The sequence below is a fragment of the Chondromyces crocatus genome (genome assembly GCF_001189295.1).
GTDB lineage: Bacteria > Myxococcota_A > Polyangia > Polyangiales > Polyangiaceae > Chondromyces > Chondromyces crocatus.
Genome location: NZ_CP012159.1, coordinates 5,361,640 through 5,378,486, shown reverse-complemented (window position 1 = coordinate 5,378,486; position 16,847 = coordinate 5,361,640). Strand labels below are relative to the sequence as shown.

Genomic DNA, 16,847 nt, shown 5'->3' with positions numbered 1-16,847 from the left:
CCGCGAGATGAGCCGTCACCGCGGGCGCGGGCGGCGACGTCAACGCGTCCGCGAGAAGGGCCGGAGTCGCGAGAGGAGCTGGAGGCAATCCAGGGCGGCGAGGGCGCCGTGGGCTCGGAGCGTCGGGGCAGGCGTGGCGTGAGGCGAGGCGTCGACGAAGGCGTCGAGCCAGGCTTCGGGCGGAGGGCGCGAGAGGACGCCGGCGAGGTCGAAGAGGGCGAGATCGTCGATGCCTGCAGCGCGGGCGATGGCCGCGTCCTGGCGCAGCTCTTCGGGATCCCGGTAGGTGGGCTCGTCGCCGAGCGCGCCGACGCCGACCACGCCGAGAGAGGCGCCCACGGCGTCGCCGAAGCGAAGGCGGGCAGCGCGGCAGAGGAGGGCGAGGAGCGCAAGGACGTCGGCGCGGCGGAGGAGGCCGCGCGACCAGCCTTCGATCATCGAGGTATAGAGCATGGCGTGGATGCCGCGGAAGCCGACGCCCGTGACGGGGGTGCCGAGGGTGCGCTCCCAGGAGCCGTCGCGGAGAAGGAAGGGGACGATGGCCGCCGAGGCGACGATGCCGCGCGCGTCGAGGGTCTCGACGAGGGCGCGGAAGGCAGCGACGGCCGAGGTCCCGTCGTCCCCTGCCCTGCTGCGCAGCAGGGACCAGAGGCCGCGGGGGTCGTCGAGGGCGCGCTGGACATGGCCGATCGGAGGTTCCAGGTCGACGATGATCTCGGCGGGGGTGAGGTCTTCCCGGGTGAGCGTGGCCAGGAGTTCTTCGATGAAGGCGCGGTAGGGGGTGATGGTCGCGCCGCTGGCCCAGCGCCCCGCAGCGTCGTCGAGCATCGGCCAGACGGCGACGGGGACGCCGGCGCTCGCCGCGGCGCGGCAGAGGGCGGGTAGCTCGGGCAAGGTGTCGGGACGAACGGCGATGGCGAGGTCGAGGCCGTACCGCGCGAGGAGGCGGAGGACGGGGGGGGAGCCCACCTCGGCAAGGGGGAGCAGCTCGCTCCAGATGCGGCGTCTGTTCATGGGTGAGGTCCCGCGTGCGACACCGCGCTAGGCTTTCGGTGCATGAAGATCCTGTACGGCGTCGTCGGCGAGGGCATGGGGCACGCGATGCGCTCGCGCGTGGTGCTGGAGCACTTGCTCGGCGAGGGGCACGAGATCGAGATCATGGCCTCGGGGCGGGCGACGGAGTTCCTGTCGAAGCGCTTCGAGGGGGTGAACCGGATCCACGGGCTGCACATGATCTACGAGGAGAACCGGGTCCGGCGAGGAAAGACGCTGTGGTCCAACGCGCTGGCCGGCACGTCGGGGTTGCCCAAGAACATCGCCGCCTATTTCGAGCTCATCAAGGACTACAAGCCGGAGGTGGTGATCAGCGACTTCGAGTCGTGGACGTACCTGTATGCGAAGGCGCACCGGCTGCCCATCGTCTCGATCGACAACATGCAGATCATCAACCGCTGCTCGCACGATCCAGCGGTGATCGAGGGCCACCAGAGCGACTTCAAGGTGACGAAGGCGTTCGTGAAGGGGAAGCTGCCGTTCTGCGACCACTACCTGATCTCGACGTTCTTCTACCCGCCGGTGCGCAAGGACCGGACGACGCTGGTGCCGCCGATCCTGCGCCCGGAGATCCTGTCGGCGCGTCGGCGCGCGGGGGAGCACCTGCTCGTGTACCAGACGGCCGAGGGATACGGGCGGCTGCTGGAGACGCTGGCGCAGTCGGGGGTGGAGTGCCGGATCTACGGGATGCGGCGCGGGCTCACGGAGGAGCAGGTGGAGGGGAACCTGCGGTTCCGGCCGTTCAGCGAGGAGGGGTTCATCGATGATCTCGCGTCGTGCCGAGGGGTGATCGCGGGCGGTGGGTTCACGCTGATGGGCGAGGCGGTGTACCTGCACAAGCCGATGCTGGCGGTGCCGCTCGGGCGACAGTTCGAGCAGGTGCTCAACGCACGCTATCTGGAGCGCGAGGGGTTCGGGCAGTACGCGATGGCGCTGGACGATCCGGCGGTGATCCAGCGGTTTCTGGCGGCGCTCCCGGGGTGTGAAGAGAAGCTCGCGAGCTACGCGCAGGATGGCAACCGAGCGCTCCTCGGCGAGCTCGACACGCTGCTCGATCGGGCCTCGGCCGGGATTCTGTAGCGCCTGGTCAAGGGGCGGCTGGGGTCCAGGGGGCGCCGCCGTCCTCGATGCGGATGAGCACGACGGTGATGTTGTCGCGGCCGCCGCGCTCGTTGGCGAGGGCGACGAGGTGGGCGCAGGCTTCGGTCAGCACGGGCTGGTCGTCGAGGATGCGCGTGATGTCGGTCTCGTCGATGAAGCCGTGGAGGCCGTCGGAACAGAGGACGAACACGTCGCCGGGCCTCGTGGGTTCGGCGCAGGCGTCGGCGTCGACGGTGGCCGAGATGCCGAGGGCGCGGGTGATGACGTTGCGAGGGAGGTAGGCGAGATCGCGCGGCGACAGGTCGGGGCGCTCGCGGAGGGCGTCTTCGAGGAGGGAGTGGTCGCGGGTGAGCTGCTTCAGGTGGTGCTGGCGGAGGAGGTAGCAGCGGCTGTCGCCGGCGTGGACCACGTGCAGGGTCTGCTCTTCGGGGGCGAAGGCGGCAGCGACGACGGTGGTCCCCATGCCGCGGTGGGCGCGCGAGTCGCCAGCGCGGGCGAAGATGCGGGCGTTGGCCTCGACGACGGCGGCGGTGAGGCGAGCGCCCGGCCTTTCGTCCGGTGGGGCGTGGTTGCCGCGGAAGTAGCTGGCAACCGTGCTGGCGGCGATGCGACTCGCCACCTCGCCCGAGCGATGACCTCCCATGCCGTCTGCAACGAGGAAGACGCTGTACTCCGGGAGGAGCAGAAAGCGGTCCTCGTTGTGCAGCCGCGCCCTGCCGATGTCCGACAGCCCCGCCGCGATGGCCCGCATCGGTGGAGAGCGTAGTCGAGGCGGGGCGTGATCGGGAACTGGGTTATCGTGGGAAGAAGAGGCCGGCGCTCGGCACGGGCCCGAGGAGTCGGCACGGGCCCGAGGAGACGGAGAGGCTCCCCACCACACCTCAGGGGACGACGACGGTGTCGTTCGACTGGAGCGGTAGGTTCGCGCGGAGCTGGCCGTCTTCGACGACGCGGCTGTAAGGGAACGGGATGCGTCGCTCTCCGAAGGAGTCGCGGCGCACGATGACGATGTCGTCCGGATCGGCGAACCGGCTGAAGCCCCCCGCGAGGGCGATGGCCTGGAGTACGGTGACCTGGGCGGTGGGGGTGAACTCGCCGGGTCGCGCGACCTCCCCCACGACGTAGACGCGGTAGCTGTGCAGCTCGGCCACCTCGACGCTGACCACGGGTTTCTGCGTGTAGTATTTCTCGGCGCGGTTCGCGACCTCGTTGGCGATGTCGATGGCGGTCCGTCCAGCGGCCAGGACTTCCCCGACGAGCGGTACGGTGATGTACCCGTCCGGTCGGACCGTGGCCCGTGCGCTGAGCGCATCGTTGTTCCAGGCGCGCACCTCGAGGATGTCGCCCGGGCCGATGCTGTACTTGCTCGTCGCCTTGCGCTCGGCGTCGTAGTCGAACTTGGGCATGGATCCGCCGCAGCCGGCCAGCGCCGCCCCGGCGAGCAGCGCGATCACGAGGCGCGTCGACCAGCGCCTCCCGGGCGCGGTAGGGGTCGTCCTTCCCGGGCCGCCGTTCGGGGGCGGGGGCGTGGGGACGGGTCGGGTCGATGCACGGGTCATGGCCTCTGTTTCCTCCGAAAGCTCGAGGTGGGCGTCGGTGGTTCCGCCCACGCCCGCTCTACCTTGCTTGGATGCTGCTGGGGCGCGAGGGCGCGCGCTTTGTCTGACTTCAGCAACGCGAAACGCCCCTCCGGCAACGAAACCAGAAGGGCGGCCGAGGGTTCTCGGTCGGGTGGTGGATGGATGGCTGCGTGGGTCGTCTGCGCGCTCTGTGCGCTCGTCATCTTGAAGCCGCAGGAGTTCATCCCGGCGCTGGCCGGGTTGCCTCTCCTCTACATCGCATTCGCGGCGGCCGCGGTCCTGGTCGTCTTCGATGTGTGCTGGCGTCGGGTGAGGCCGGCGCTGTCGCCTCAGATCCCGTTCGCGCTCGCGTTCTTCGCGTGGGCGCTCTTGACCACGGCGATCAAGGTGCCGGACACGCTGTCGGAGCGGGTGGCGTTCTTCGTCACGGGGGTCGGTGTGCTGCTGGCGGTGGGGATCGGCAGCGCGTCGTCGATGGGGTTGAAGGCGTTCGCCGTGACGTTCCTGGCCTGCGGGGTCCTGGTGACGGGGGTGGCGCTGGTGCAGGGGCGAGGGCCGCTGCAGTGCATGACGCCCGTGGACGACGAGGACTGGATGGGGACCGGCGAGCTGCGGTCGGATGGGCGGTCGTGTGCGGTCGACGACGACTGCTACGAGCGGGCGCCGAACCCGGAGGCGAGCTACCGCTGCGAGCGGCAAGGACCCCTCGGGACCTCGACGGTCCGCGGTCGGGTGCGCTACCGGGGGTCGCTGGCCGATCCGAACGAGCTGGCGTTGATGGTGGGGATGACCATCCCGTTCGCGTTCGCGCTCGCCGATCGTGGGCGGAGGCGACGCGCGCGGGAGGACGGGGTCCTCGAGGAGGCGCCACCGCCGCAGGAGGGCTCCCCGGGCGACGCTTCGCAAGGAAACGATGCGGAAGCGCTGAAGACGGGCGCGGCCGACGAGGCGCAGGTGACGAGGGCGTCGTCGCCAGGGACGGGGTCGGAGGTCGAGGGGCGCGCCAGTCGCCCTCGGTGGAGTGAGCCCGGGAGCGGCGGCGGGGTGATGATGGGCGCGGCCGTGCCGCTGCCGCTCTTGCTGACGGATCGGTTGCTCCACCGGGTGGGGACGGGGCTGCGCGCGTTGCCGGTGATCGCGCTGCTGATCGCGATCGCGGTGATGGTGGTGATGACCAAGTCACGCACCGGGGTCATCGTGTTCCTGGTGGTGCTGGGCCTCTACTTCGTGAAGCGGGCCGGCGCCTGGGGGGTGGTGCTCGGGCTGCTGGTGGGGCCGCCGATGCTGCTGCTCGGGGGGCGCAGCGGTTCGGAGGCCGAGGAGAGCTCCGGGGAGCGGATGGAGCTGCTCCGCGAGGGGCTGGAGATGATCCGGCACACCAAGGGGATCGGGGTGGGGGCCGGGCAGTTCGGGTACGAGACGACGATCGGGCTCACGGCGCACAACGCGTACCTGCTCGCAGCAGCGGAGGTGGGGCTGGTGGGGGCCTGCCTGTTCGGGCTCACGCTGTACTCGGCGGTGAAGGTGCCGCTGGTGATCTGGTTCGGCGACTACGAGGTCGACTCCGTGGTGGAGCGCTTCGCGCCCGCGGTGTTCGTGAGCTTGTGCGGGGGTTTCGCCGGGATCTTCTTCCTGTCCTGGAGCTACAAGGACGTTCTGTACATGGCCATCGGCGCCTCGGCGGCGCTGTACGGGGCCGCCAAGGCGCAGGACGAGCGGGTCTCGGTGCGGATCTCCCTCCTGGAGGTCGTCCTGGTCTGCGGCGGGATGATGGCCCTGCTGGTCGCGATCTACGTGGGCCTCCGCGTCTTCCGCTGAGCGCTGGAGCGCCAGCGTCGCCGGAGGGGTCCACGCTCGGTAGGGCGGGCCAGTGCGGGGCGGCACGGCGCGTCGGCAAGCGCCGAGCAGCAAGCCGTCGCCAGGCCTCGGGTCAGCGCAGGGCGCGGACCGTCCATGCGGGTACACGCGTCCGCTGGTGCGCTGAGCACGGCCTTTGCCCTGTAGCGAAGCAGGCCGCGCCAGGCGCGCGGAAAAAACACCGAGAACGTCCCAGCGCGAGGATCCATGGCATTCCTGAGCACGGACAGCACACCCCGCGAACGACTCTCGCGGCTCCTCAGCCTGCTGCGGCGGGTGCGAATGTACTGGCGATCCACAGCGATCATCGTTGCCCTCGGGGTGACGGTTTCCCTGGTGTTCGCCCTCACCACGAAGCGGGTCTGGAGAAGCGAGACCACCCTGCTCTACCGGGAGACCATCCAGACCGGGCAACCGGCGGGCACCCGGACGGCGCGGCTCGGGCCGAAGCTGAAGGACATGATCTACGCGCGGCCCAAGCTTTCCAGCGTCATCGAGGAGTTCGGACTCTACCCGGAGAAGACGGCGCGCTCGATGGTGGAGGCGGTCGGCGAGATGCAGACGAACCTCGGGTTCCGCAGCCGCGACAGCGACTCGTATGTGATCTCCTTCTCTCACCACGATCCGATGGTGGCGCAGCAGGTGACCGCGCGGCTGGCCGATCTGATCATCGAGGACTACCAGCGCGAGAACATGACGTCGGCGAAGATGACGCTCGACTTCAGGAAGCGTGAGCTGGAGGGCGCGAGCAAGCAGGTCGAGGAGGCCAGCCGGCTCCTGGCGACGTTCCTCGCCGATCATCCGCAGTTCCAGTGGGGGCTCGGCGACTCGCCGTACGCGCCGACGCCGCAGGCGCAAGGGGGGCCGGTCCACGCGCCCGTAGCGCGGCCTCAGGCGCCCGCGGTGCCGAGGATCGTCGATCCGGAGCTTCTGTCGCTCGAGCGGCGGATGGCCCAGGTGGACGCCAAGCTGAACCCGCCGCAGGCTGCGCCTGCCGGTGAGGCCGCGCCGCCGGCGAACGTCGCCGAGGCGCAGAAGATGCGTGACGCCGCAGCCGCCGCGGTGAGCGCCGCCGAGGCGGGGCTCGCCGACAAGCTGCGGGTGGTGACCGAGCTGCACCCGGACGCGGTGCTGGCGAAGGGTCGTCTGGAGACGGCGCGCAGGGAGCTCGCGCACGCGGAGAGCGCGCTGCGGGCCGCGCGCGGTGGGGTGCGGCCGCCCTCGGACGCGCCGTCTTCGCTGAGCGCCGAGGAGCGGGCGCCGCTGGAGCGTGAGCGGGCGTCGCTGTTCCAGCAGATCGCGGCGCGCCGCAACCGCCTGCAGGCAGACCGTCAGGGGACCGCTGCGGCTCCGGCAAAGACGCCAGCGAAGCCCGCGGCCGCCGCCGCCGAGGGAACGCAAGAGCCGGTGGTGCCCGAGGTGGTGCAGCTCGAGACCGAGTGGCACAGGCTGCGGCTCAACCTGGATCGGGCGCGGGATTACCTGAAGACGTCGCAGGCGAACGAGCGGGCCGCCAACATGGTGGCCGAGGCCGTGGAGAGCAAGGGCGAGACGGAGATGGCGATCCTCGATCCCGCCTACCTGCCGTCACGACCCGACAAGGGGCGCGGGCGGGTGTTCTTCGTGGGGGTGGCGCTCTCGTTGATGTTCGCGCTCGGCCTGGCCGGGGCGCGTGTGCTCCTGAACGACACGATCTACGACGAGGCCGACGTGGGCGCGCTCGGGGGGCTGCCGGTGCTGGCGGCGATGCCTGCGATCCCTGCGGTGGAGCCGCCTCGGGTGAGGGCGATGGTGCCGGTGCAAGAGCCACCCACGGCGGCGTCCATGGACGAGTACGAGGACTACGACTACGAGGACGCCGACACGCAGGTGGTGACGCCGCCGCCGCCCCCGCGGGATCAGCGGCTGCACACGCAAACGCTGCGCTGGGGTAGCCCGCTGGAGATGGAAGAGATGCGGCGGGAAGCGGCAGCGCAGGTGGCCGCGGCACGGGCGCAAGCCGCCCAGATCGCGGAGGACGCGCAAGCGCGGGCGGCACAAGCGGCGGCTCAGGCGGCTCAGGTCGCGCAGATGCAGGCGCCGCTCGCACGGGTGGCACCCGATCCGCTGGCGCGGGTGGTGGCGCCGTTCGGCGGCGGTCGGGAGACGCTGAACGATCCCGAGGTACAGGAGATCGGTGACGATCCTGCGGAGGAGGGCGAGGACGCGCTGCGGCTCCTCCGCGATGTGCCTCAGCACGCGCTGGCGTCGCTCCGTGTGCTCCGGCACCGGATGGAGCGCTACCGCGGGGAAGGCCGGATGATCGTGTCCGTGCTGAGCCCCGGGCCTGGCGAGGGAAAGACGACGCTGGCCGCGCGGCTGGCGATGACCCTGGCGGAGGCGGAGCGCGCGCGGGTGATCCTGGTGGACGGAAACCTGGCGCGGCCGCGGGTGGCCTCGACGCTCGGGCTGAAGCTGCCTGGGTACGCGGGGCTTTCGTACCAGATCCGGCAGCGGATGCTGGGGCATCGGCGGTCGCCCACGGGCGACGAGGGGCGCGGAAACGGGCTCGCGCCCCTCGGGGTGGTGCGGATCGGGCCGTCCCTGTGGGTGCTGGCGGAGCCCGCACTCGGGGAGACGTACCCGGATGTGGTGAACTCGCCTCACTTCGGGGCGGCGCTCCAGTCGCTGCGGCGCTGCTTCGACTACGTGATCATCGATGGGCCGGCCGTGCTGGGCTCGGGCGATGCGAACGTGCTGGAAGATGCTGCTGACGGCATCGTCCTCGTGGCACGCGCCTCGATGACCCGCGGGCAGAGCCTGACGCGAGCGATCGCGCAGCTCGGGGATCGTCGGCTTCTGGGGGTCGTTCTGAACGACGTCAGCGAGCGGCCGGTGGCCCGGAAGAAGGTCGAGATGACCCAGGGCGCGACGGCCTGATCCGCGGCGGGCAGCCTGTGGTAGCCTGGTGGCGCCCCTCTGCGCAGAGGGGCGCGGAGGCGTTTCGATGCGGGTCAGTTCGTGGATCTCGGTCGCGGTGATCACCGCCGCTGCCGTGGTTGTCCTCCCCTCGGGTTGCACCCAGGACTTCAGTCGGTTCGATTCCGATCCAGAGCAGGTCTGCGGCGCGACGGAGAAGCGCTGCGGGGGCGGGTGCGTGGCGAAGCTGGACGTGAGGTACGGGTGTGGCGAGGGCTGCTCCCCGTGCGATCTGGCCAACGCGGACGCGACCTGCTCCCCGGAGGGCGCGTGCATCGTCCGGCTGTGCGAGAGCGGCTTCGCCGACTGCGACAACGACGACGCGAACGGCTGTGAGACGTCGCTGCTGTCGGCGCGCAACTGTGGGGCTTGCGGGAACGACTGCGGCGTCGCGGAGTGCGAGGCCGGGGTCTGCGGCGCGGTGACCTGTCCGGAGGGGAGGGCCGACTGCGACGAGGATGCGTCCAACGGCTGCGAGCAATCCATCGGTGTCACACAGCACTGTGGTGCCTGCGATCGGGCGTGCTCCCGCGAGCATGCCGACGACGTGGCGTGCGTGGCGGGGGAGTGCGTCCCGGAGTGCGATTTCGGCTACGACGACTGCCACCAGCCGGGGCTGGACGAGGAAGATGACGGGTGCGAGACCCGGACGGCCAGCGACGTGGACAACTGCGGCGAATGTGGGCGCCGATGCTCCGATCTCCGCGTGGCGGCGCGGAGCTGCGCGAACAGGGTCTGCAACTCGACCTGCACGCCGGGGTTCGCGAACTGCACTCGGCCCACCTCGGGCCAGGACGACGGATGCGAGACCAGCATCACGACGACCCAGAACTGTGGATCGTGCGGCAACGTATGTCCGATGGCGTTCACCTGCTCGCAGGGGCAATGCCGCTGCTCCACGGATGCGTCGTGCGACAACGACACGCCGGGCAGCGCCGTCTGCATGATGGGCCGCTGCATGTGCGACGGGATGCTCTGCAACTTCGGACAGCGCTGCGGGCAAGATGGGCAGTGTGGCTGACCCACCTGCGGAGGGCTCGACGCCCCTCCGCGCCTCTACCAAGGCTGGGTGACCCCCCGTAAGCTGTCGGCTCCATGGCCGACACTTCGGATTCCTCGACGCCTCCGGCGCGTGACGCAGCCACCTCCCCGCTGATGGAGGCCGCTCGCCGCCAAGATGCCATCCTGCACGACGCCCGCACCGGGCTCCATCCCCGCGCACTGCGCCGGGCCTTTGCCGATCACCTGCACCTCACGCGCGCCCACGAGCTGACCGAGGCGACGCCGTACGATCGTTACGTGGCCCTGGCGCACGCGGTGCGCGACCGGCTGGTCGAGCGGTGGGCCAAGACGCAGCGCACTTACTACGAGCGCGATGTGAAGCGGGCGTATTACCTCTCGGCCGAGTACCTGCTCGGCCGGGCGCTGTGGAGCAACCTGCAAGCGCTGGGGATCCAGGACACCTACCGGGCGGTGCTCCGGGATCTCGGCGTCAATCTCGACGATCTGGTGGGGGTGGAGCCCGACGCGGGACTGGGCAACGGGGGTCTGGGGCGGCTCGCGGCCTGTTTCCTGGACTCGGCGGCCACGCTGGCGCTGCCCGTGACGGGGTATGGCATCCGCTACGAGTTCGGGATCTTCGAGCAGGTCATCCGCGACGGCTGCCAGGTGGAGCTGGCCGACGAGTGGCTCCGGTTCGGAAACCCCTGGGAGATCGAGCGGCCGGAGCACGTGGTGCCGGTGTCGTTCGGGGGGGTGACGGAGCGCGTCCCCAGCAAGCACGGGGGCTTCCGCGTGATCTGGCGGCCCGAGCAGCAGGTGCTGGGGGTGCCCTTCGATACGCCCGTCGCAGGCTACGGGTCGGACACGGTGAACTCCTTGCGGCTGTGGTCGTCGCGCGCCGGTCAGGAGTTCGATTTCGGGCTGTTCAACGCCGGCGACTACGTGCGCGCCGTGGAGCAGAAGAACCAGACGGAGGTGATCTCCAAGGTCCTGTATCCAAACGACAATTTCGACGCGGGCAAGGAGCTCCGGCTGCGGCAGGAGTACTTCTTCGTGGCGTGCTCGATTGCCGACATCATCGGGCGCTTCAACAGGACGCACGCCGATTTCAGGCGACTGAAGGACAAGGTGGCGATCCAGCTCAACGACACGCACCCAGCGATCGCCATCGCGGAGCTGATGCGGGTGCTCATGGACGATCACCTGCTTCCCTGGGAGCTGGCCTGGGAGCAGACGGTGGGGTCGTTCGGGTACACGAACCACACGTTGCTCCCCGAGGCCCTCGAGCGCTGGCCCGTGGCGCTCTTCGAGCGCTTGCTCCCGCGTCACCTGGAGATCATCTACGAGATCAACCGGCGGGTGCTGCGCGAGGTGAGGAGCGCGTTCCCCCACGACGAGGCGCGGGTCCAGCGGATGTCGCTGATCGAGGAGGGGCCCGAGCGGCGGGTGAGGATGGCGCACCTCGCGGTGGTCGGGTCGCACTCGGTGAACGGGGTGGCGCGGCTGCACTCGGAGCTGGTCCGGACGCGGCTGCTCCGGGACTTCAACGAGCTGTGGCCCGAGCGGTTCAACAACAAGACGAACGGGGTCACGCCGAGGCGATGGCTGAGCGCGTGCAACCCGGCCCTGGCGGCGCTGATCACGGAGAAGGTGGGAGCGGGCTGGGTGACCGATCTGGACCGGCTCCTCGAGCTGGAGCAGCACGCCGACGATCCGGACTTCCTCGATCGGCTGGCCACGGTGAAGCTCGAGAACAAGCGCGATCTCGCGCGCCTGATCCAGGACGAGCTGTCGATCACGGTGGATCCTGCGTCCATCTACGACGTGCAGATCAAGCGTCTCCACGAGTACAAGCGCCAGCTCCTCAACGCGCTCCACATCGTCGCCTTGTACCTGCGGTCCAAGCACGGTGAGGCGGTGACGCCGCGCACGTTCGTCTTCGGTGCGAAAGCCGCGCCGGGTTACCGGATGGCGAAGCTCATCATCCAGTTCATCCACGCCGTCGCGGAGGTGGTGAACGCGGACCGGCGGCAGGAGGCGCTCCGGGTCGCCTTCATGCCCAACTACCGTGTGTCGCTGGCAGAGCGGATCATCCCGGCGGCCGACGTGTCGGAGCAGATCTCGACCGCAGGGATGGAGGCATCGGGGACGGGCAACATGAAGCTCGCGATGAACGGTGCGCTCACGGTGGGGACACTCGACGGGGCGAACATCGAGATCCGCGAGGCTGTCGGGCCCGAGAACTTCTTCCTGTTCGGGCTGGACGCCGACGAGGTGGAGGCCAAGCGGCGCGCTGGATACAAGGGGAGCACGGCCTATGCGTCCGATCCGCTGCTGCGGGAGGTGATCGACCTCATTGCCTCCGGCTTCTTCTCTCCCGAGGATCGGACGCTGTTCCAGCCACTCCTCAGCGCGCTGATGGGTATCGACCCGTATCTCACGCTGGGCGACTTCAGCGCCTATGCTGTGTGCCAGAAGGAGGTGGAGGTGGCTCACGCCGATCGTACCGGGTGGTCCCGCAAGGCCGCGCTGAACATCGCGAGGATGGGCATGTTCTCGTCGGACCGCACGATCCGCGAGTACGGTCAGGAGATCTGGAAGGTGGAGCCGGTCGCGATAGTTCTCGACGGGCCACAATCGCGCATCTGAGCCGGCGACTCTGGGCGGCGCGCGCTTCGACACGACACAATTCGTCCGGAAAACGCGCCGCGAGACCCCCTCTGCACGTCCCGAGGAACGCGGAGTAACCCCCGCCCCGGGCAGCGAACCTGCGGTACATCTCCACGATTTATCAGCTCGAACCTGCCGCGAGAGACGAGCGGTCGATCATCTCAATGGCTCGGCTCGCCTGCGCGACGCCTGTGCTGCATGCGCGCCGCGCACGGCGTGACGCATGCGCTGCGCGTTGCGGACGAGCGCTGCCCGGTGTTCCGGGCACCAGCCCTGAGGAGAAGACCGATTCATGCTCATCCGCCGTGATCTCGTCTGGATCCTGCGCTTCTTAGCATTCTGTCTGGCGTTCCTCGTTTACGCGCCCCCCGCCATGCCGCAGTCGCTGCCAGCCCACCTGGCGTGGGGCAAGCTGCTCGTCGACAACATCCTGCCCCAGGACAACCGGTACGGTGACGGCAGCTCCCACTACATCCGCTGGGCAGGCATCGACGGATATACGCGCTACGAGAACAATACGCAGTGCAACAGCTTGCTCACCCATCTGCTGAGGCAAGCGTATGGGCTCGACGAGAGCGACATGCTGGCGTGGACGGAGCAACGGAGCCCCACGGCGCATCGGTATCACGACTTGATCGAGGCCGAGGACGGCTGGACCATCATTCCCAGGGTCTCGCAGATCCGGGCGGGTGACGTCCTCGCGATCCGGTACACCAGTCATCCTACGTCGACCGGCCACATCGCCATCGTGCAGAGGGCGCCCATCCCGCGGCAGGGGGTGCCACAGGCAGACCGGGGTGTGACGGAGTACGAGGTGCACGTCCTCGACTCCACGAGCACGAAGCACGGCAACGACGACAGCCGCGTGACGGGAAGCCTCACCCAGAAAGGGGTGGGGACTGGCGTCATGCGGTTCTACACCGACGTCCAAGATCGGATCACAGGCCACGCCTGGAGCATGATCAGCTCCGAGTACCACCCCCAGTCCGAACGGCATGCGGTCGTCGGACGGCTGGATACGCAAGGTCTGACCGCGCGGTTGCCGTAGCGTCCCGGCGTCCGCTTCTCTGCCTGGCATCCGACGCACGACCTGGACGGGTCCCTCGTGCAGGCATGAGTGGGTCGCTCTCGCCTGGCGCGCATGCTCACGACGAGACGCGTGACGGCGACCTGTGCTGGGTCACGTCGTTGCGGGCAACCCCGACGGGGGCTTACGGGTTCGCCTGCGGTGACGTCGAGACGCATCGTCCGGCGCAGGGGTTGGGACGGGCTCTGCCTCTTGCTATCCTTTCGTCCGTCTCTATGAGTAAGAACGCTGAGGAGCGAGAAGACCGCGAAGAGCGCCAGGGGGATCTTGCGACAGAGGCCGATCGCAAGGTCGAGAAACCGCGACGCTATCAGGTCGTCTTGCACAACGATGACTACACGACGATGGACTTCGTCGTGTTCGTGCTTATCAAGTTCTTCAACAGGACCGAGACGGAAGCCACCCACATCATGCTCAGCGTCCACCACCGTGGTCACGGCGTCGCTGGCGTGTACACCAAAGATGTCGCCGAGACGAAGGTCGCCCGCGTGACGGATCACGCAAAGCAGCACGGGATGCCCCTACGCCTCACGGCCGAGCCGGAGTGAGTGATATGCGTATCAGCCCCGAAGTCGAGATCGCTTTCTCCCTGGCCACGCGCGAGGCCGCGCGTCGTCGGCACGAGTTCGTCACCATCGAGCACCTCCTGTATGCGCTGCTCTTCGACAAGGAGACGGCAGAGGTGATCCGCAATGCGGGAGGGGACGGGGCTCAGCTCAAGAAGAACCTCGAGAAGTTCCTCGAAGAGGAGCTCGAGAAAATGCCCGACGAGGGAGAGTCCACCCCCACGCTCTCGCTCGGCTTCCAGCGGGTCGTGGGGCGTGCGGCGATGCATGTCCAGTCCTCCGGGAAGAAGGAGCTGAAGGGCTCGAACGTGCTCGTCGCGATCTTCAACGAGCAGGACTGCCAGGCCGTGACGTTGCTCAAGGAGCAAGGCGTCACGCGCTTCGACGTGGTGAACTTCATCTCCCACGGCATCTCCAAGACGGGAGAAGACGATCCGCTGCGCGAGGACAGCGCGGAAGGAACGGACGGGGAGCAGGGGGCACCCCAGCCCGTCAAGGACCCGCTGGGCGCCTTCACGATGAACCTGAACAAGGAGGCGTCGGAGGGTCGGATCGATCCGCTGGTCGGGCGCCAGAACGAGCTCGCGCGGACGATCCAGGTGCTGGCGCGACGCCGCAAGAACAACCCCCTGCTCATCGGGGACGCGGGCGTCGGCAAGACGGCGATCGTGGAGGGGCTGGCCCAGCGGATCGTGCAGGGTGAGGTGCCAGGGCCGCTCAAGAACGCGACGGTCTACGCGCTGGACATGGGCGCGCTACTCGCCGGCACGAAGTACCGGGGCGACTTCGAGAACCGGCTCAAGGCCGTGGTGCGGGCGCTGGAGAAGCAGCCCGGGGCCGTGCTGTTCATCGACGAGATCCACACGATCATCGGCGCGGGGGCGGCGAGCGGGGGCACGATGGACGCCTCGAATCTGCTCAAGCCCGCGCTCGCCACGGGGAGGCTGCGCTGCATCGGCGCCACCACGTTCCAGGAGTACCGTGGGCACCTGGAACGCGACAGCGCGCTGGCGCGACGCTTCCAGCGGATCGAGGTGCTCGAGCCCTCCGTGGACGAGACGGTGCAGATCCTGCGCGGGCTGCAGAAGCGGTACGAGGAGTTCCACACGGTGACGTTCACCCCCGAGGCCATCGAGGCGGCAGCGAAGCTGTCCTCTCGTTACCTCCAGGATCGGCGCCTGCCGGACAAGGCGATCGATCTGCTCGACGAGGCCGGCGCTGCGGCGCGGCTCGCGCACGGCGAGGGCCACGTGATCGAGGTGGGCGACATCGAGCAGGTGGTGGCGAAGATGGCGCAGATCCCGCCGCGACAGGTGTCGGTGTCCGACAAGCGGCAGCTGAAGGATCTGGAGAAGAGCCTGCAGTCCGTGATCTTCGGACAGGACGACGCGGTGAAGCAGCTCGCCACGGCGATCAAGCTGTCACGCGCCGGTCTACGCGCTCCCGAGAAGCCGATCGGTAGCTTCCTGTTCACCGGCCCCACGGGCGTGGGGAAGACGGAGCTGGCGAAGCAGCTCGCCAAACAGCTCGGTATCTCGTTCCTGCGCTTCGACATGAGCGAGTACCAGGAGCGCCACACAGTCTCTCGCCTCATCGGGGCGCCACCTGGCTATGTGGGATTCGATCGCGGCGGCCTGCTGACGGAAGCCGCCGCGAAGACGCCGCACGCCGTGCTGTTGCTCGACGAGATCGAGAAGGCGCATCCGGATGTGTTCCAGGTGCTGTTGCAGGTCATGGACCACGGGACGCTCACCGACAACAACGGCAAGAAGAGCGACTTCAGGCACATGGTCCTGATCATGACCAGCAACGTGGGCGCGCGAGAGCTGGCGCAGGTGCGTGTGGGGTTCGGCCAGCGCGGCGTGTCCGGCGACGACGATCGAGCCTACAAGAACACGTTCAGCCCCGAGTTCCGCAACCGCCTGGATGCCCGGATCATGTTCGGGCCGCTCGACCCTGCCGTGATGGGCAGCATCGTGGACAAGTTCATCCTCGAGCTGGGCGCGCAGCTCGCCGATCAGTCCGTCACGATCGAGGTGAGCCCGCGCGCCCGAGAAGAACTCGGCAAGCAGGGCTACGATCCGCAGAACGGCGCGCGTCCGCTGGGGCGGGTGATCGATCAGGAGATCAAGCGTCGGCTGGGTGACGAGCTGCTCTTCGGAGAGCTGGAGGACGGCGGCACGGTGACGGTGGATCACGATGGGAAGGCGTTCACCTTCACGTTCACCCGAAGGCGGGCAGAAGAGGCGGCGGTGCCGCGCGCCGAGCCGACGGCCATCGCTTGAGAGGCCTCTCGGGAGGACCGCGCCTCCGCCAGCTGCGCTCGCGGCTGGCGCGGTGATGGCCCCATCGCGAGGGACGAGAGCACGCGGAGGCAACCCCTCCAGTGTGCTCTCGTTTCCTGCTCCCGGCTGGCTCGCGTCTGGCCAATCGATTGGAGCCGACGCGGCCGATGTGTCCGGTCAGTTCAGGGAGTAAGGCATCGCCAGTTCGAACGGCGAGATTTCCGCGTCGAACGTCGTCCCATCAGATCGGTACATCTGGTACGTCCCGCGCATCGTGCCGCGGGGTGTCTCCAGGACGCAGCCGCTGGTGTACTCGAAGTGCTGGCCTGGTCGGAGCAGCGGTTTCTCCCCCACCACACCGGGACCGCGCACCTCCTCCGTCCTGCCGTTGCCATGAATGATGATCCAGTGGCGGGTCCGGAGCTGGGCAGGCTCGGAGCCTTCGTTCGCAATACGCACGGTGTAGGAGAACACGTAGCGCTTCTCGGCAGGTGAGGACTGCGCCGGGACGTACGCCGTGGAGACGGTGACCCGGATGCCCTGCGTGATGGCGGTCGACACGCCCAAGGACGTGCCATTGTCAGGACGCGCGCACAAGGGGCGAGCGGAAGCGGCATGGGCCCGTCTGTGGAGGCCCCTCGAACGTGCCCGATCGAAGGGGGCGTGATTGACAGCAAGAGAGGTCGTC

At 68.9% G+C, this 16,847-nt stretch carries 12 protein-coding genes; 8 read left to right on the top strand and 4 right to left on the bottom strand.

From position 1 onward, the window contains the following. Positions 1–39: 39 nt before the first annotated feature. The gene (locus CMC5_RS19795; protein WP_050431877.1) at positions 40–1,014 is read right to left on the bottom strand and encodes a hypothetical protein; all 975 of its coding nucleotides are present in this window, start codon (positions 1,012–1,014) and stop codon (positions 40–42) included. Between the two features lie 42 nt (positions 1,015–1,056). Between CMC5_RS19795 and CMC5_RS19790 the strand changes: the two genes are divergently transcribed. Continuing rightward, on the top strand, positions 1,057–2,133 hold the full coding sequence (locus CMC5_RS19790) for an MJ1255/VC2487 family glycosyltransferase (RefSeq protein WP_050431876.1): 1,077 nt from the start codon (positions 1,057–1,059) through the stop codon (positions 2,131–2,133). A 7-nt stretch (positions 2,134–2,140) separates the two neighbouring features. On the opposite strand, the gene CMC5_RS19785 is transcribed toward CMC5_RS19790, so the two are convergent. Together CMC5_RS19785 and CMC5_RS19780 are read right to left on the bottom strand one after the other, a co-directional pair. Continuing rightward, positions 2,141–2,905, bottom strand: a complete 765-nt coding sequence (locus CMC5_RS19785; RefSeq protein WP_050431875.1) for a PP2C family protein-serine/threonine phosphatase — start codon at positions 2,903–2,905, stop codon at positions 2,141–2,143. 130 nt (positions 2,906–3,035) lie between these two features. Further along, positions 3,036–3,713: a polysaccharide biosynthesis/export family protein gene (locus tag CMC5_RS19780; protein WP_082362628.1), complete on the bottom strand. Its 678-nt coding sequence runs from the start codon at positions 3,711–3,713 to the stop codon at positions 3,036–3,038. Positions 3,714–3,896: 183 nt separating this feature from the next. On the opposite strand from CMC5_RS19780, the gene CMC5_RS19775 reads away from it, so the two are divergent. The 7 genes from CMC5_RS19775 (at position 3,897) to clpA (ending at position 16,159) form a co-directional block, all read left to right on the top strand. Continuing rightward, the gene (locus tag CMC5_RS19775) at positions 3,897–5,552 is read left to right on the top strand and encodes an O-antigen ligase family protein (protein ID WP_050431873.1); all 1,656 of its coding nucleotides are present in this window, start codon (positions 3,897–3,899) and stop codon (positions 5,550–5,552) included. A 246-nt stretch (positions 5,553–5,798) separates the two neighbouring features. Then, the gene (locus CMC5_RS19770; protein WP_050431872.1) at positions 5,799–8,510 is read left to right on the top strand and encodes an exopolysaccharide transport family protein; all 2,712 of its coding nucleotides are present in this window, start codon (positions 5,799–5,801) and stop codon (positions 8,508–8,510) included. 67 nt (positions 8,511–8,577) lie between these two features. Continuing rightward, positions 8,578–9,570, top strand: coding sequence for a hypothetical protein (locus tag CMC5_RS19765; RefSeq protein WP_050431871.1), 993 nt, complete (start codon positions 8,578–8,580; stop codon positions 9,568–9,570). A 134-nt stretch (positions 9,571–9,704) separates the two neighbouring features. Next, complete coding sequence (locus CMC5_RS19760; RefSeq protein ID WP_050431870.1) at positions 9,705–12,200, top strand: glycogen/starch/alpha-glucan phosphorylase; 2,496 nt, start codon at positions 9,705–9,707, stop codon at positions 12,198–12,200. 394 nt (positions 12,201–12,594) lie between these two features. Beyond that, complete coding sequence (locus CMC5_RS19755; protein WP_063796603.1) at positions 12,595–13,269, top strand: hypothetical protein; 675 nt, start codon at positions 12,595–12,597, stop codon at positions 13,267–13,269. Between the two features lie 254 nt (positions 13,270–13,523). Beyond that, positions 13,524–13,856, top strand: coding sequence for an ATP-dependent Clp protease adapter ClpS (gene clpS, locus CMC5_RS19750; RefSeq protein WP_050431868.1), 333 nt, complete (start codon positions 13,524–13,526; stop codon positions 13,854–13,856). 5 nt (positions 13,857–13,861) lie between these two features. Further along, positions 13,862–16,159: an ATP-dependent Clp protease ATP-binding subunit ClpA gene (gene clpA / locus CMC5_RS19745; protein WP_050431867.1), complete on the top strand. Its 2,298-nt coding sequence runs from the start codon at positions 13,862–13,864 to the stop codon at positions 16,157–16,159. Positions 16,160–16,336: 177 nt separating this feature from the next. Here the strand turns inward: clpA and apaG are convergent, their stop codons facing one another. Then, complete coding sequence (gene apaG, locus CMC5_RS19740) at positions 16,337–16,720, bottom strand: Co2+/Mg2+ efflux protein ApaG (protein WP_050431866.1); 384 nt, start codon at positions 16,718–16,720, stop codon at positions 16,337–16,339. Between the last annotated feature and the right edge of the window lie 127 nt (positions 16,721–16,847).

Excerpts from the sequence above, each read along its gene's own strand:
- CMC5_RS19795 (WP_050431877.1), bottom strand. The coding sequence starts at position 1,014 with ATGAACAGACGCCGCATCTGGAGCGAGCTGCTCCCCCTTGCCGAGGTG.
- CMC5_RS19790 (WP_050431876.1), top strand. The coding sequence starts at position 1,057 with ATGAAGATCCTGTACGGCGTCGTCGGCGAGGGCATGGGGCACGCGATG.
- CMC5_RS19785 (WP_050431875.1), bottom strand. The coding sequence starts at position 2,905 with ATGCGGGCCATCGCGGCGGGGCTGTCGGACATCGGCAGGGCGCGGCTG.
- CMC5_RS19780 (WP_082362628.1), bottom strand. The coding sequence starts at position 3,713 with ATGACCCGTGCATCGACCCGACCCGTCCCCACGCCCCCGCCCCCGAAC.
- CMC5_RS19775 (WP_050431873.1), top strand. The coding sequence starts at position 3,897 with ATGGCTGCGTGGGTCGTCTGCGCGCTCTGTGCGCTCGTCATCTTGAAG.
- CMC5_RS19770 (WP_050431872.1), top strand. The coding sequence starts at position 5,799 with ATGGCATTCCTGAGCACGGACAGCACACCCCGCGAACGACTCTCGCGG.
- CMC5_RS19765 (WP_050431871.1), top strand. The coding sequence starts at position 8,578 with ATGCGGGTCAGTTCGTGGATCTCGGTCGCGGTGATCACCGCCGCTGCC.
- CMC5_RS19760 (WP_050431870.1), top strand. The coding sequence starts at position 9,705 with ATGGAGGCCGCTCGCCGCCAAGATGCCATCCTGCACGACGCCCGCACC.
- CMC5_RS19755 (WP_063796603.1), top strand. The coding sequence starts at position 12,595 with ATGCCGCAGTCGCTGCCAGCCCACCTGGCGTGGGGCAAGCTGCTCGTC.
- clpS (WP_050431868.1), top strand. The coding sequence starts at position 13,524 with ATGAGTAAGAACGCTGAGGAGCGAGAAGACCGCGAAGAGCGCCAGGGG.
- clpA (WP_050431867.1), top strand. The coding sequence starts at position 13,862 with ATGCGTATCAGCCCCGAAGTCGAGATCGCTTTCTCCCTGGCCACGCGC.